Genomic DNA, 14,402 nt, shown 5'->3' with positions numbered 1-14,402 from the left:
ATATTACAAAGCTAATCGAAAATGGTATTCAAGTAAAGAGGAAATTTATGAGATTAGCTAGTTTCACTGATTATAGCCTACGAGTTCTTATCTACCTTGCAATTAAAGAGGAAGAGCTGTCTACTGTTGCCGAAATTGCAGATAAGTATCAAATATCTCGCAATCATTTAGTAAAAGTTGTACACAATTTATCTGTGATGGAAATCATCAAGTCATATAAAGGAAAAGGTGGAGGAATCGCCCTACTTGTTCCCGCAGATAAGATTAATATTGGCGATTTAGTCAGAAAACTTGAAAGAGATTCTAAACTTGTTGAGTGTTTTGGTAGTGATGGTAGTTGTATTATCAATCCGACATGCAAACTTAAAAAGGCACTTATGCAAGCAGAACAAAGTTTTTATAAAACTCTGCAAGAATATACATTAGCCGATATTGTCTCTAACCAAACAAAGCTTGCTCAAATTCTACTTCCCTAGACTGAAGTAAAAATGCAAAGATTACCTTCATCAATAACTTGAGCAGCTGGCCAGTTATTTTCTTCAGCAATGCTTCTAAGCCAAGTATTTGCATTTCCTTTTGTCACAACAGTTATTTTCTTATGCTTACTAAATTCAACGATCTGCTCAAGAACATAATGATATGTATCTTCCGTAAATGGATCATATAAATAGTAAATATCTGCTTCAGGTATATCAAATGACTCAACTGATAAATCTTGAACTTCAAAGGCAAGACTCTCTTGTAAATCTAAGGCTTCACATGCATTCGTCGCGACATCTACTCGATGTGGAACATACTCATATCCAATGAAGTTAACATCTGGACGAATAAGAGAGCAAACTAGCCCCACCCTACCGTAGCCAGAACCAAGATCTATCATCGTAGCTCCAATTTTTGGGCTTGTATTATGAAGGGCCAAGAGAATTGTAGAATAACCCGACTGAACACCGACTCCAGCGTTTTGATAAAGTCTTTCTTTCGCATGATGATCAATTTTCATATTGAAATCAAGATTATAATTTAAATCGAAAATTTCATCTAATCGATCAAATGTACGATATAAGCGAGGCCCAACATGACCATCACTTTGCAGTTGGCCTTGCTGTTTTTCTTCTTCTTGAATGAAGTAAGCACTCATTTCATCGAGTGATTCAACTAAAAAAATCTTCTGATCGTTAATCGATAAGTTTGGAATCTCTAAAAGAATGCTCTGCTCAATTTGTTGAGAGTGCTTAGTTATGTCCTTAATAGAATCCTCCCCACTTTCGATGAGGAAATCTTTTAAGAAAAGAACTGAGGACAGCTCATTTTTAAAAAGTGGCGTAATGAAATCACGGTAACTAGTTTCACTACCACACTCTTTATCATCTCTTTGTTGCAGCCAAAGTTGTTCCTTGATAAATCCCATAACAGTGACAAGCAATGCTGACTTTGTGTACAAATCTGCGAGCTCTGCTGGAGAGAAAGTTGAAGGATTATAATGATGATTTCTTAGAATTTTTAAAATGAGGTTCATGAGGCTCCAATGAAATAAAAATTTTCATGGGACCATAGCATGATGTGATTTAAATCTAGCTCTATCGTATCTCAGGAAGGACTAAGTGTAAACTTAGCCCTAGTTAACTTTGTGTAACTCTCCACTGCCCGTAAAGAAGGCTTGTATGTTTGAATATGTTGTTTTTACAATCGCCTCTAGCGCTTCATTCGTTAAGAATGCTTGGTGAGCAGTAATTAATACATTTGGAAAAGTCATTAACCTCATAATATCATCATCTTGGATCACTGATTCAGATAAATCATGGAAGAAGAGCTTGTCTTCCTCTTCATAAACATCAAGAGCTGCACCTTTAATTTTCTTAAGTTTTAGTGCTGTAATGAGGGCCTTTGTATCAATAAGACCACCACGACTTGTGTTAACAACGACCACATTCTCTTTCATTTGATTAATTGTATCTTCGTTAATCAGGTGATGCGTTGATTTATTAAGTGGAACATGGAGAGAAATAATATCTGAAGTCTTCCAAATCTCTTCTAAGCTCGTATAGTTCACGCCAAGCTTTTTAAGCTCTTCATCTTGATTTAAGTCAAAGCAATTTACATGTGCTCCAAAGCCTTTCATGATATGGCAGAAAGCTCTTCCAATTTTTCCCGTACCAATAACACCAACTGTTTTGCCATGGATATCAAAACCGATGAGCCCATTAAGACTAAAGTTCCCCTCACGCACACGATTATAGGCCTTATGAATCTTTCTATTAAGTCCTAGAAGGAGTGCAACTGTATGTTCCGCTACAGCATATGGCGAGTACTCTGGAACTCGCACTACACATATTCCATTTTCTTTGCAGGCTTGGAGATTTACATTATTAAATCCTGCACAACGAAGGGCTACGATTTTGATCCCATAGTCATGAAGCTTTTTGGCGATTGATTCAGTGAGCTTATCGTTAACGAAGATACAGATAGCATCAAATCCTTCTGCGAGAGAAATATTGAGATCATTAAGCTCGGCATCAGTAAAATGAATATCATATTTATTTTCATTAAATTTATTAAACTGTTCACGCTCAAAAGCCATTGTTGAAAAGAAAAGTACTTTCACGATTACCTCTAAATATTTATAAACACTTAACTCGCTGCTAGAACATCAATAACATTTAATTTGCAAGCTTTCTATAATTTAGATCAGTAAAATTAGATCATTCTTGTATTTTCATCTAAAAGAAATTGCCTTAGAATCATCTTCATTCAATTAAATTCAATGGTGTATATATGGGAAGAAAATCTGCAAAAATTGCGGCTAAAAAAGGCGCCGCAGACAAGGCGAAAGGCCAAATTTATACTCGTGCTCTTAAAGATGTATTCATGGCATCAAAAAATGGGAGCCCTGATCCTTCGACAAACTTTTTGCTAAAAGTAGCAATCGATCGTTGTAAGAAGTTTAACGTTCCAAAAGACAATATCGATAAGGCCATTAAAAAAGGTCAAGGTAGCGATGGTGTTGGTTTCTCTGATATTAACTACGAAGGTTATGGCCCAGGAGGAGTGGCGATCTTTGTTGAAACATCGACTGATAATAATACCAGAACTGTAGCGAATGTTAGAAGCTACTTCAATAAAGTCCAAGGCTCTCTTGGAACAACTGGTTCACTCGAGTTTGTTTTTGAAAGAAAAGCAATCTTCTTAGTTAATGGAAGTAGTGTTTCGGATGGTGATGAGTTTGAAATGGAAATGATCAACGCAGGTGCTGAAGATATTAGTTTCGAAGATGATCTCTATGAAATTTCAAGTGAAGTCGAATATTTTGGCGCGATTCAAAAGAAACTGGAAGAGCTAGGTATCACTCCAGAAGAAGCCCAGCTAGAGAGATTACCACTAAATTACAAAGCAATCACTGATGAAGATACAATGAAACAATTTGACCGCCTTATCACTCTCCTTGAGGAAGATGACGATGTAGTACAAGTTTATCACAACCTAGAAGTTGAGGAATAAAAGATGAAAACTCTTTCACTGTTTATATTACTATCGTTTATCACGAGTTGTTCTTCGATAACAAAACTTATAAACGAGCAGAAGAGGCTTGCCACAGCTGTCCAAGACAAATCTTACGACCTTTCACTTGAAACGGCTAAGGCTGAAGTTATTAGCTACTTTGGCGGATGGATGTCAGTTGACCCAAGTGAAAGATCCAAGAAAATTAGGGAAGATATCGACAAAGGATTTATTTATAATGGAAAGTATTTTCAAAAATACGAACCAGGACTTTTTGACTTATTTAATTCGATGACGTCAAAAGAAAAAGACTCAATTAAAAAATTCTTTACGACAAACAATTATCATACATTACAAGATACAAAAGATGGGTTCAAGTTCATCTTCAATGGAATGTTATTTGTGGGAAATAAGGTCGCTAAGAATAAAGTAAAACTTGAAGTTTTAGTTTTCAATAATCTTGAGCGAGGGCCATATACACTTGATGTTAACTGGTTAGCATTTTTAGATAAGCATTCAAGTTTATTCTCAATTAACAAAGGACAAATTCTTATAGAAAAATCTCTCAAGCATACAACTCGTAATACTCCGGCCGAGATTGATCTCTTTAAAAAACTTGATCCAAAAGCCTACGAGCAGATTTCAAAATCTATTTAACTCATAGCGCATACCTTGCACCTGACAAAACGCCGTGCTAAAATTTGTTTACAACATAAACAAAAACGGCGAGATTTCAATGACAAAAAAATTTTCTTTATCATTGCTATTACTATTAACTTCGTTAAATGTAATGGCAGAGACTCCTAAAGAACTAACTCTTTACGGAAAAGTTGCACTTGTATCAACTATTGACCTCACAAATGGCTCTCAAGGACTTGGAGATAATTCTTCTCGCCTTGGAATTAAGTATCAACGAAATGATATTATCGAGGGATGGACTATTGGACTTAGAGGAGAATGGTCAATCAACTCTAATCGCAACAACAGTGGTTTTGGTTCATCAAACTTTGCAGGAAAAAGGTACGACGTTGTTTCGAATAATGGTCCCTTTGGAAATAGACTTGGCTACCTTTGGTTTAAGAAAGGAAACCTTGAATTATCATTTGGAAAGCAATGGTCTGTCTTTGCTGATATTCCATTTTACACTGACCTTTTCTACACTGACGGAGCAAGAGCATCTTCCGTTTACACGAGAACAGGTGAAGTCGATGGAACCTACCGTGGCTCAGAGTTAGCCCAGGCCCGTTACCAATACGGAAATTGGAAATTTGGAATTCAAACTAAGCTGACGGGAAAAGAAACTGTTGAGTATGACTTTAATGAAGATGGAACAGCTGACTCAACTTTAGTTTATAAACAAGTTCAAGCTGGTTCAATTCAGTATGAAACATCATCACTAGTTCTTGGTATTTCAGCAATTAATCTCATGTTCGACAATAATGGAAAAAGTGAATCGCAACTCACTCTTTCATATGGAGCAAGAATCAATATTCAGAACTTTTTCTTAACAGGTGTTTATACGAGAGCGAAGGATTTAGAGTTAAATTCAAAGAACGAATTTGTACACTCAGATGGAACAGAGGCGATCTTAGGTTATAATATACATAAAGATTCGCGTTTGATGTTGGGATACAATCATCAAACAAGATCAGAGTCAGGAAAATTCAACCTTGATTACTACTATGCTTCATACTCTATAGATATAAAGAGCTTTAATTTCGCGGCGGAATATATTCATGGCGACAACACTGCTATCGATGGAACTGAAACGAAAGAAAGGGCCGTCAAATTTGCTGCGACTCTCGCCTTCTACTAATCGATACGGTATCTAATCACAAAGGAAGTATTTAATTGAATATTTCCTTTGCGATATAGAAGTAGTTTTTCTCTCATTAGCGACTTGAGTGCCTTAGAAAAATCGATATCACTTAGTTCATATTCAGGATAATCCTTCCATAGCCTTTTTAGTTCAGCCAATAGATCAGATTCTCTTTTTCTAAAACGTCCAAGTTTGCGTAGTTGGAATAAAAGGAAACATTCAGCATCATCAACATTTAATTCTAGGCCATTAAAAATTGCGGCCAGCATTTGAGTTCCGACAATTAAAGTCTTATCTTTTCCTTTCGATCCGGCTAAAGATTCAAGTCCTTCAAGCATAGGCCCAAATTTAAATGAAAGAGTTTCAATATATGGTTTCGGATCATTTTCTGGAATGATTGCGACGGTAATCGATTTTTGTAATAAGTTTTTAAACTTATCCATTGCTGTAACATCGACATTTTCCAATATTTTATCATATACGTCTTGAATCATTAAACTATCCTTTATTTATAGATGTTATCTGTACCACATCTATCTCAATTTTTCTTAAAAACGTGTAAAAAAGTAAGCTAAACAGGAAACAAATCGATATTTAGACAAACGAGCTCTTCCGCATCCTCTTTAGATATATCCTCTAAAGTCTCATTAATTACCTTGAGAAGATTAGCGTGTAGTTTTTTTCGTAATTTTTTAGATAGACAAAGTGGAGCAACCAAGAAAAGGCTATCCTTTCTTGACAAGTCCTCCATTCCTTTTATTCTCCAGTTCTTACGATGTGAATTAAGAAGAGGTGACTTCTTATCAAGAAATGTTGTTCCCGTCCCGAGGGCTAACCCATCCTCTTTCTCAACGACGAGATTATGCTGGAGGAGAAAATTGAGTTTCGATTTTACTTCAATTAGATCAAGCTTCAGATATCTGGCTACATCATCAGCGCTCTTTATTTTATCAATACAGGTTGCCAAGCTAATAGCGCTATAAGACCAATCTGAATAGAATATCTGTTTTGCCTCATCACTTATAACCGTGCTTTTTTTCATATGACTAGAAAGAGATAACGCTTTCTTTCGATGTTCTTTTATTTGATCAGAATAAAAATCTTTTAACTTGTAATGAGAAGCTCTGGAATAATTAACCAAAAGGATAAAGAACTCTCTTTCAAGATCATTTAAACCTAAGAACTCAGCACATAGAAAGGCCTGATCAGGAGTTAATTCTTTATCTCCATTAAACACCTGAGAAGTCACTACACTTCCGATATTAAGATATTCTCCTAAAAGCTTATATTGTCCTCTCCCCTTCTTGGGCATGAGAAGTATAAGATCTCTAACATATTGTTTATAGTCATCAAATTCAAAGATTACTTTCACTTAGCACACCTTTATTAACTATAAAGTTAATAACATGCCTAATAATTAATTAATATAGTATTGATAAAATTTTCACTGAAGGCTACTTTCTCTAGCAACAAAATAACTTTGTGTTAGGAGAGAGATATGAAAAAGACATTACTATTAGCAGTTTCGAGTATTTTATTAAATGTGAACATTTGGGCAGGCGAAGGTGCTGGTCACGTTGGTGGAACAGATCAACCTACTTCGACAGTGAAAGAAGTACGAGCTGCATTTGATAGCGTTCTTAATGACATAAGAACAAAAAAAGGTACTAATCACCCGTTTGAAGTTATCAACATAGCATTACAAGAAAACAATCGCCATGAAGATTCAAAATTTTTTATTCAGGCCTTAAAGCCTTACTCACAAGAGTCTGAAGATGCGAGCAAAAGAATTAAGGAAATCAATATTCTGCTCGATCAAACAGATATCGACTCAGGCGAGTGGATGGAATTAATGGAAGAAAGTCTTAGACTCGCAAATGTAATAAAAGATTACGTTGATCTAGCGATTAATAAAGACAAACTTTATGCTGATGATAGATTTCTCTTTCACGATGAGAGTCCTTGCCTTTCACTAGGGGCAGATGACAATCACTCCACAAGAGTTGCAAGAGTTACTAGTTTTGATATTACAGGTAGAATTTGTATTTCATTTGAAGCGCTAACCGTTATAGCTCCATACGATCTTAAAAATCATATTATGGGTGTGATAATTCATGAGACAGCACACTTAGCAGGAATGAATGAGGAAGATGCCGAGAGAGCAGAAGCTTTATACCATGCTTTCTCATATGAAGTGTATGCAAGACCAATGATGACTTCATCTCAACTTGAATTTCAGATGAGCTCAATTATACTAAATGCGATTAGTAACCTTTACTACGCGAAGAGTTCAATTGATCTAAACTTTGAAAGAGATACGTGGAAGTATAACGATGAGATAATTGCAAAAATTTCGACAGGAAGTGCAATGCTTAGAACAACATTACTTTTACTACCAGTGAAAAATTACCCAGGATCATATGCAGTAAGTTTTAATGAGCATCTTGAAGATTTTAGAAATCAGTTAATGAAACTTACAAACAAAATCGATTATCAAATGCAATGGATTGGTGATGCGGATCACAGCGAGATGAAAAGTATTAGTGAAGAAGTCGCTAGAAATTTAAATGAATTAATTATGATTTCAAAAAAGTGTTTTCCTGTTTTGAGTGATTCCTTTGATCAATTTATCATTAAGTAAATATAAAGCCAGGCAACACCTGGCTTTTTTTTATTCCCTCTCTTCAAACCTTGCCACATAATCTTCCCGAAGCCTCATATACTATTTAAAATAGGTACTACGATAATCGACAGAATCTAGGAGTGATCAATGAAGGAAATAAAGAAGCTTTGATTTTCCATTGAGATCTACTTTCCAACTCATTAAAATATCCCCCTAAAAAAACCTATACTTCATTATATCTTAGGTTTAAAATTAATTTATGAAAAAGAAAACTATCGCCCTCGTGGCCCACGACCATCGCAAAGCAGACCTCATCCAATGGTGTATCGACCATAAAGATAAGCTAGCTAAGCATAATCTCTGTGCAACAGGCACAACAGGAAGACTGCTTGAGGAAAAGCTTGGAGTTAAAGTCCAACGTTTTTTAAGTGGACCTATTGGTGGCGACTTTCAGATCGGGACAGCAGTTGTTGAAGGTAAAATCGACATGCTAATATTTTTCTGGGACCCATTAGAATCGATGGCCCATGATCCAGATATTAAAGCACTACTTCGAATTGCAACACTCTACAATATTCCAATGGCATGTAATCAAACGAGCGCTGATTTTTTCATTAATTCAACTTTGATGGAGTCTGATTATCAAAGATCATCGAAGCTACTTGATCACTATCTCAGTACTCGAAAAAACTTTAAGGGTTAGTTCTTGAAAAGCAATATTGTTTTTATTCTCCTCATTTTATTTTTTATGTTTTCAAAAGCACCTATCATCGCAAATAACTTCAAGTTAGCCGACAAAGTGATTCAAAATAAAACTGTTGAAGTAATAGAGACAAGGGAAAAGATGAGCTTCCCTCCTAAGTCGCGGGCAATTGCAATTTTTTGGACGACAACCTGTGGCCCATGCAAGCTTGAGATGATGAGATTAAAAAATTCAGTTAAGGCAGGCAAGATTTCTAAAGATCAAATTTTTGCAATAAATCCATTTGAAGCTGAGAACACGACTAGAATTTTTCTTAAGAAAGAGAATTTTCCTTTCACATTTATCAATGATCCTGACACCGCTTTTGAAGTTGAAGTCAAGGCCACCCCAACAGTACTTTTTCTCGACAATGGAAAAATTAAATCAGCAAGCACAGGAATTAGTTTAACAGGAATCTATAGTGCAGAAAATTTCTTAAAAGGCCATTCGAAGTAAGATATCTGCAGCATCATCGAGAAATTTATCAACAGAATCCTTTTCATACGGTTTTGATTCGAACTCTCCATCTGTATACACGGCCATGTTAAAGATAAGACCAACCATTGAAAAACTCGATTTACCGTTAATTGTCGTTCCCCCCGCGAAATTAAATCCTGTTGTCACGCCATCTTTAACATCACATGAGATACTTGGATTTATACTATTTAGGAAAAGTTGCACATAATAATCTTCAACCTCAACATCATCTTTTAAGCAGTGAGTACAACCCTGATAACTTGGTCTTGGTGTCTTAATAATTTGATCGATAGGAATAACACACTTTTCACTCCCATATGTTTCAATGGTAATTTCTTTTGATTCATTAGCACCGGGTCTAGAGATAGTTATTTTCTTTATTTTATATGTCTTACTTTGATCCACTGAAGTTCGTATTGTAAGAGAATTTAAATCGATATTCTCGGCTAAAGTAGCAAGGCCGATTATAGAAATGAACAAGAATTTACAAAGCTTCATATTAAAGTTTCCAAAATAGTCACTGCATAATTCAACTACTTATCGGTGAAAAAGCTCCTTTCTTAAACCACTTGAGTGAAATGGCACACTTAGGTTGGGACTTTTTACCAATTCTAGCGTAAAATGACGGGAAATATTTACTAAATAATGGACCTCTATATGGATAATAACATTAAACAAACACTCGCAAAAATCATCGACAATATGCCTTCCGATTGGTTGCGCTTAACGACTCACAGGCTTGATATCTATAATGAGTCACTGGCCAAGGTTGAGTTTCTTAATAAATTAGAAAGTGGAGTTGAACTCGATGAGCTTCCGACAGCATACGACTATATTCGCCTAGGTCATCCTCTATCTTGCGTACTTGAATGGGTTATTGCGAAGGAATCAGGACTTAATCCAGAAAGTGTCATTGCATTTTCGTCACAGATTATGCCAGTACTTGCTGTCCTGAGAGCGAATAAGTTAAATGGTAAGCAAACGCAAATTGTCTCTGCTTCCCCACTGTCCGAATTGTTTAAAAGTGTATATCAGTATGACTTTATACAAAATGAAACTCTTGATAAGAATTTCGAAGGCACATCAATTGTAATTGATGGTACAGAAAAGGGCGATATTAACGTCGCTCTCTATCCAGGACTTGGAAGTGTTATCTGTGTTAATGATAATAGTGCCGAGTATATAAAAGAAATACAACACGTGAGACGTCGCGAGTCGATCGCAATGACACCACAAAATTGTCTAACTGTGATCAAAGCGATATTAGAAAAGAGTGCTCGTGCAATTGAAACTGTGAATGCAAATGATCTCACAAGAACTATCCAAGAAATTACAAGTTCAAAGACGAAAGTCGCTTTTAGTAACTGTGGTCTTTCAGCACAATATGCAATTATGATGGGCCAAGTTCATTACGCAAATAAGAAGCATGCTGGTAAAGATATTAAATTTATTGTTCCACCAAATTGCTATGGTGGTACAAATGATCAAGCAAGACGTGTTGCTGCGGTAATTAACAATGTTGAAATTATCGATCTTCCAGTTGATAGTGGTAAAGACATGGTTCTAGAGCTTGAGCGCATCCTCACAGATGTAGCTCACGCTGATGCTGTACCATTTATTATTGGAGAGATCCCGACAAACCCACGCGTTGAGATCCCTGATCTTATTAAACTTCGTGAAACACTTAAAAAGCCAAGACAAACAAAAGATGGAAAAACTGCTATTGAGGCGGTCTTTAATCTCGATCAGACTTTCTGTCCAAACGTGAAGTTCTTCGGAGACAATGGATATCTTCATGACGTGAAAGTTATCTCTTATGTCAGTGGTTCTAAATTTCCAAGTGGTGGATTGTGTACTGCAGGTTATGCGCTAGCAAGTGATAGCGCTAGTGATTATATGGATTATATCATCGATCACCTTACCCTATGTGATAATACTGCGACAAATTTACAACTACAAATACTAACAAGAGAAATGCCTGGAATGAATGAAAGAATTGCAAAGGCCTATACAAACACTCGTGCTTTTGTTGACTATATTCACGAATTGCTACCAAAGGCGAAAATTAATTTTGTATCACATGAGCTTGCAAATGCAACTTTCACGCCTTCGGTTTTTTCATTAGATCTTCCAGCTAACAACGAAGAACATAAGCGCGAGCTTAATCATAAACTTATTCGTATGATGATAGAGGCAATTCCTACTGAAAGTAAGCACTGTGTGAGCTACGGACAACTAAAAGGGTGTTACTGGACAGTACCAGCTACATCAACCCAAGGAACGACAAAAGAGAGCGATAAAGACTATATTGTTCGAGTTTCGGTTGCCGCTGACTTTGATCTACCAAAACATAAAGAAGTATTCAAAAAATTTGTAGCAAGAGCGTATTAAGAAAGTAACTAGAAGAACCTCTTCTAGTTACATTTAAAAGTTTTGATATAATCACCCCAAACTTTTGTATTACTCTTTTCAAATTTAACGTTTTCCCATTTCCATTATCGAGATTACGAGTTAAATCATATCTATTCGCATATGTTTGTCCACGATTGTAAGTGCCAGCAAAATAGAAAATCCCATTTTCCGTTTTATGAAAGACCTTTGTTTCACCACCTTCAAGAGTGTAGAAACCATCTATTAGCCAACCTTGATCTAAATTTTTATAGTAGGTGGCCAAGAGTAAAGGCTTTGAGCAGTCATTTTTTACGATGATATTTATTTCTTTAGAGAGCGAATGATCAAGCGTTACAAACTGCTCATTAAAATTTGAGGCATTATATGTCTCATCACTTATGGCCCTAATTATTTTTTGTCCTTCAGGAGTTAGTCGACTTCCCAAGTTCTTATAAATATGCTCAGAAGTAATGACACCAAGAATATAGTAAAGTTTAAATTCCTCACTATATCTAATTAGTGCAGATCCTCTTTGCCCCTTGAATATGTCACAATCATACTGAACAACTCTCTCAGAAACTTGCCATAAACGACAATTATCTTGATAGTGCTGAGTTGCATTTTTATCGCCGGGATAGAAATACATATTTTTTATTACTTCATTACCCTTTTCTTGTCTGAAGAGACAATGTGCAGCCGTTAGGACAGTACTTTTTCCAACAAATTTAAGTGTTGTTATTCACGATATGAGTAAATTAAAGCAATGTCTGTGCCAAGACTACGGCTTCTTCAGATGAAAAAGCTCATCGCGATAGTCCCCAAAATGTGGCCATCTAACAGGATTTCCAGTGTTTTGAGCTTTAAGGAAACTAAGTACATTTGAGACAATAATAAAGTGAGAATCATCTGGAGCGAGATAATCTCCTGGAATAAGACCTGGGAAAAAAGCCTTGTCACTAAAAGTTTGATGATCGATTTTATCAACATCAACCAAGTATTGCTTATTACCAAATTCAGAGCCAGGAATTTTATCAATGTCAGGAAAACTTGCAGAATGTATTTTAAGATAGGAAGTTGATTTTTTCTTAGGCCATGCTCCAGGGACCTCGACGCCAATTCCCGTGAAGTCACCACCATCTAAGTTCACGACTCCGTCGCATTTTGTAAAAGGTTTATCACAATACATTGTTGCACTCATTCCACCACCAGAATGTCCCATCACAAAGAGTTTTGAATAATTAAACAGTGAAGCAAGCTTCTTTCTTACAAACTCAAAATCGCCGAGGTTCTTTGAAATTAACTTATCAAGTAGCACAACAAGCTCTTCTCTCTCTGTTGGAAGATCAATCATTGGAATTGCACATTGAGAATCTGAAAGATAAACATTTCCAGACATGAATGGATGAGAAAATGCTGCAACAATATAACCATGACTCGCAACCTCTTCAAGTAGTGCTGTGTAGAATAAACTCGAAATTCCAAGACCTGGAGAAAAGAAAATCAAAGGAAATTTTTCATTTAAAGGTGTGGCATTTAAAAAGCTTTGCTTTTCCATTCTAGTAACATCATCGGGAAGACCAAATAACTTTGCTACGGCCTGAGGTAAATAAGATGACTTTGCAAAACCTATCGTTTGAGAAGCAGGATAATAAACATCAACGGCAATAGAGCGATAACTCCCTGAAACATTACACTCAAACGAGTTTCTTGCTTGGTGCTTAAAATCTTCACGCCGTGAAAAATCTTTGAATGTATAATGCTTTAGACCTACTTCATACTGCCCCTGAATTTTTGGGAACGGTACCGCGAAAGAACTTTGAACAAGTAGGAGTAAAAGAAGATATCTAAGCATCACATTATCCTTTGAAAAGATCTATGTGAAACTTATAAATAGACGTGCTGATAGAAAAGATAGTGTGAACTTTCTACATAGTATTATTTAGGAAAAGATTCAAATTCACAAACCTGTTCAAGATCTTTATCCCATCCTGCTCTGCTTGCTGTAAAAATATGAGCACTAGGAACGATACTAACATTAGTATCAAGTGAACCAGCTGGTATGACAATCATATTAGAATCAGAAACCTTTACAGGAAGAGCAGAAGAACAATTCGAACAAAAGTTTTTTACATGCCTTGTATTTGGGAGATTAAAAGTCTTAACTTTATCTTCTCCATTTAACCAAGTCAGAGTAGCCTTAGAAGTAAAGATATTGGCAGCATGGGCAGACCCAGTATCCTTCTGACAATACTTACAATGACAAAGGAAGAAAGATTCTAACTCTCCAACTACTTCAAATTTAACTACACCGCAAAGGCATGATCCCTTATTCACACTTGTCATACATAAATTCGAGATTTTCAATCATATTATTACATTCTTTAACTGCTACTTCATACTGATTCATTCTCGATTTATTATGCTGAGCTGGAGTTGCTCTCAAAAATCTTGAATTTATATTTATTCCATAGAAGTCATTCTTTCCTGTAAGAACGATATCTTGACCAGCGCTATTGCGAAAAGCGATTTTTATAAATACACGATCAGGGATTGTCGCTGAAACCTGATGATCTGCGACGATGGCTCTTAGTAAATTAGATTTTCCATCATTATACTCAGAACATTTCATTTTTTTGATACATGCAATGTCATACTCTTCAAAACTTCCATTTGCATTTGCATCTGAAATTGAGGCTAGAACGCCACTTAAGATTAGAAAACCTAATAATAATCTCTTCATATCGACTCCGTAATCAGTTTTAAATAATTGGTAATATAGTAACCGATCAGATGAGTAACAATGAACAGAATGTAATTTTTATGAATACTGTCAAAAAAGTTTACACTTTTTCTCA

At 35.8% G+C, this 14,402-nt stretch carries 17 protein-coding genes; 8 read left to right on the top strand and 9 right to left on the bottom strand.

What is annotated here, in order from left to right; translation table 11 throughout:
• Positions 1-47 precede the first annotated feature (47 nt).
• Positions 48-476: an Rrf2 family transcriptional regulator gene (locus M900_RS03620; protein ID WP_021273061.1), complete on the top strand. Its 429-nt coding sequence runs from the start codon at positions 48-50 to the stop codon at positions 474-476.
• On the opposite strand, the gene M900_RS03615 is transcribed toward M900_RS03620, so the two are convergent.
• Both M900_RS03615 and M900_RS03610 read right to left on the bottom strand, forming a co-directional pair.
• Positions 473-1,516, bottom strand: a complete 1,044-nt coding sequence (locus M900_RS03615; protein WP_021273514.1) for a methyltransferase domain protein — start codon at positions 1,514-1,516, stop codon at positions 473-475. The two genes, M900_RS03620 and M900_RS03615, sit on opposite strands and share 4 nt — an antisense overlap.
• A 99-nt stretch (positions 1,517-1,615) precedes the next feature.
• A complete protein-coding gene (locus tag M900_RS03610; protein WP_021273325.1) occupies positions 1,616-2,602 on the bottom strand; it encodes a 2-hydroxyacid dehydrogenase in 987 nt (328 codons plus the stop codon).
• A 170-nt stretch (positions 2,603-2,772) separates the two neighbouring features.
• Here M900_RS03610 and M900_RS03605 point away from each other — a divergent pair, with 170 nt between their 5' ends.
• From M900_RS03605 to M900_RS03595, 3 genes are all read left to right on the top strand, one after another.
• Positions 2,773-3,495: a YebC/PmpR family DNA-binding transcriptional regulator gene (locus M900_RS03605; protein ID WP_021273466.1), complete on the top strand. Its 723-nt coding sequence runs from the start codon at positions 2,773-2,775 to the stop codon at positions 3,493-3,495.
• 3 nt (positions 3,496-3,498) lie between these two features.
• The gene (locus tag M900_RS03600; protein ID WP_021273184.1) at positions 3,499-4,152 is read left to right on the top strand and encodes a hypothetical protein; all 654 of its coding nucleotides are present in this window, start codon (positions 3,499-3,501) and stop codon (positions 4,150-4,152) included.
• Between the two features lie 79 nt (positions 4,153-4,231).
• A complete protein-coding gene (locus M900_RS03595) occupies positions 4,232-5,311 on the top strand; it encodes a porin (RefSeq protein ID WP_021273047.1) in 1,080 nt (359 codons plus the stop codon).
• On the opposite strand, the gene M900_RS03590 is transcribed toward M900_RS03595, so the two are convergent.
• Both M900_RS03590 and M900_RS03585 read right to left on the bottom strand, forming a co-directional pair.
• Positions 5,308-5,808 (bottom strand): hypothetical protein, encoded by a 501-nt coding sequence (locus tag M900_RS03590; protein WP_021273229.1) that lies wholly within the window; start codon positions 5,806-5,808, stop codon positions 5,308-5,310. The two genes, M900_RS03595 and M900_RS03590, sit on opposite strands and share 4 nt — an antisense overlap.
• Positions 5,809-5,885: 77 nt before the next feature.
• Complete coding sequence (locus tag M900_RS03585; RefSeq protein WP_021273533.1) at positions 5,886-6,686, bottom strand: TIGR02147 family protein; 801 nt, start codon at positions 6,684-6,686, stop codon at positions 5,886-5,888.
• A gap of 126 nt (positions 6,687-6,812) precedes the next feature.
• On the opposite strand from M900_RS03585, the gene M900_RS03580 reads away from it, so the two are divergent.
• The 3 genes from M900_RS03580 to M900_RS16915 all read left to right on the top strand — a co-directional run bounded on the left by M900_RS03580 (position 6,813) and on the right by M900_RS16915 (position 9,135).
• Complete coding sequence (locus tag M900_RS03580; protein WP_021273505.1) at positions 6,813-7,955, top strand: hypothetical protein; 1,143 nt, start codon at positions 6,813-6,815, stop codon at positions 7,953-7,955.
• Between the two features lie 241 nt (positions 7,956-8,196).
• Positions 8,197-8,640, top strand: a complete 444-nt coding sequence (locus M900_RS03575) for a methylglyoxal synthase (protein ID WP_021273314.1) — start codon at positions 8,197-8,199, stop codon at positions 8,638-8,640.
• A gap of 3 nt (positions 8,641-8,643) precedes the next feature.
• Positions 8,644-9,135: a TlpA disulfide reductase family protein gene (locus tag M900_RS16915; protein WP_021273434.1), complete on the top strand. Its 492-nt coding sequence runs from the start codon at positions 8,644-8,646 to the stop codon at positions 9,133-9,135.
• Here M900_RS16915 and M900_RS03565 read toward each other — a convergent pair.
• The gene (locus M900_RS03565) at positions 9,115-9,654 is read right to left on the bottom strand and encodes a hypothetical protein (protein WP_021273230.1); all 540 of its coding nucleotides are present in this window, start codon (positions 9,652-9,654) and stop codon (positions 9,115-9,117) included. The two genes, M900_RS16915 and M900_RS03565, sit on opposite strands and share 21 nt — an antisense overlap.
• 159 nt (positions 9,655-9,813) lie before the next feature.
• On the opposite strand from M900_RS03565, the gene M900_RS03560 reads away from it, so the two are divergent.
• Entirely contained in the window at positions 9,814-11,547 is a 1,734-nt protein-coding gene (locus M900_RS03560; protein WP_034730930.1) for a cystathionine beta-synthase, read from the top strand.
• Here M900_RS03560 and M900_RS03555 read toward each other — a convergent pair.
• The 4 genes from M900_RS03555 to M900_RS03540 all read right to left on the bottom strand — a co-directional run bounded on the left by M900_RS03555 (position 11,519) and on the right by M900_RS03540 (position 14,287).
• Entirely contained in the window at positions 11,519-12,193 is a 675-nt protein-coding gene (locus M900_RS03555; protein ID WP_021273066.1) for a serine protease, read from the bottom strand. The two genes, M900_RS03560 and M900_RS03555, sit on opposite strands and share 29 nt — an antisense overlap.
• A 132-nt stretch (positions 12,194-12,325) precedes the next feature.
• Positions 12,326-13,399, bottom strand: coding sequence for an alpha/beta hydrolase (locus tag M900_RS03550; RefSeq protein ID WP_021273298.1), 1,074 nt, complete (start codon positions 13,397-13,399; stop codon positions 12,326-12,328).
• Between the two features lie 83 nt (positions 13,400-13,482).
• On the bottom strand, positions 13,483-13,890 hold the full coding sequence (locus M900_RS03545; RefSeq protein ID WP_021273089.1) for a GFA family protein: 408 nt from the start codon (positions 13,888-13,890) through the stop codon (positions 13,483-13,485).
• Positions 13,874-14,287, bottom strand: a complete 414-nt coding sequence (locus M900_RS03540; protein WP_021273405.1) for a hypothetical protein — start codon at positions 14,285-14,287, stop codon at positions 13,874-13,876. Before M900_RS03540 ends, M900_RS03545 begins: the two co-directional genes overlap by 17 nt.
• Positions 14,288-14,402 lie beyond the last annotated feature (115 nt).

This window comes from Bacteriovorax sp. Seq25_V, from assembly GCF_000447795.1.
Lineage (GTDB): Bacteria > Bdellovibrionota > Bacteriovoracia > Bacteriovoracales > Bacteriovoracaceae > Halobacteriovorax_A.
Note: the sequence above shows the minus strand (reverse complement) of the source record. Positions and strands in the feature narration are given on the sequence as shown.

What these genes read in the sequence shown, in the direction of transcription:
- M900_RS03620 (WP_021273061.1), top strand. Translation starts at nt 48, where the DNA reads ATGAGATTAGCTAGTTTCACTGATTATAGCCTACGAGTTCTTATCTAC.
- M900_RS03580 (WP_021273505.1), top strand. Translation starts at nt 6,813, where the DNA reads ATGAAAAAGACATTACTATTAGCAGTTTCGAGTATTTTATTAAATGTG.
- M900_RS03550 (WP_021273298.1), bottom strand. Translation starts at nt 13,399, where the DNA reads ATGCTTAGATATCTTCTTTTACTCCTACTTGTTCAAAGTTCTTTCGCG.
- M900_RS03575 (WP_021273314.1), top strand. Translation starts at nt 8,197, where the DNA reads ATGAAAAAGAAAACTATCGCCCTCGTGGCCCACGACCATCGCAAAGCA.
- M900_RS03555 (WP_021273066.1), bottom strand. Translation starts at nt 12,193, where the DNA reads ATGTATTTCTATCCCGGCGATAAAAATGCAACTCAGCACTATCAAGAT.
- M900_RS03540 (WP_021273405.1), bottom strand. Translation starts at nt 14,287, where the DNA reads ATGAAGAGATTATTATTAGGTTTTCTAATCTTAAGTGGCGTTCTAGCC.
- M900_RS03595 (WP_021273047.1), top strand. Translation starts at nt 4,232, where the DNA reads ATGACAAAAAAATTTTCTTTATCATTGCTATTACTATTAACTTCGTTA.
- M900_RS03565 (WP_021273230.1), bottom strand. Translation starts at nt 9,654, where the DNA reads ATGAAGCTTTGTAAATTCTTGTTCATTTCTATAATCGGCCTTGCTACT.
- M900_RS03560 (WP_034730930.1), top strand. Translation starts at nt 9,814, where the DNA reads ATGGATAATAACATTAAACAAACACTCGCAAAAATCATCGACAATATG.
- M900_RS03545 (WP_021273089.1), bottom strand. Translation starts at nt 13,890, where the DNA reads ATGACAAGTGTGAATAAGGGATCATGCCTTTGCGGTGTAGTTAAATTT.
- M900_RS03590 (WP_021273229.1), bottom strand. Translation starts at nt 5,808, where the DNA reads ATGATTCAAGACGTATATGATAAAATATTGGAAAATGTCGATGTTACA.
- M900_RS03615 (WP_021273514.1), bottom strand. Translation starts at nt 1,516, where the DNA reads ATGAACCTCATTTTAAAAATTCTAAGAAATCATCATTATAATCCTTCA.
- M900_RS03600 (WP_021273184.1), top strand. Translation starts at nt 3,499, where the DNA reads ATGAAAACTCTTTCACTGTTTATATTACTATCGTTTATCACGAGTTGT.
- M900_RS03605 (WP_021273466.1), top strand. Translation starts at nt 2,773, where the DNA reads ATGGGAAGAAAATCTGCAAAAATTGCGGCTAAAAAAGGCGCCGCAGAC.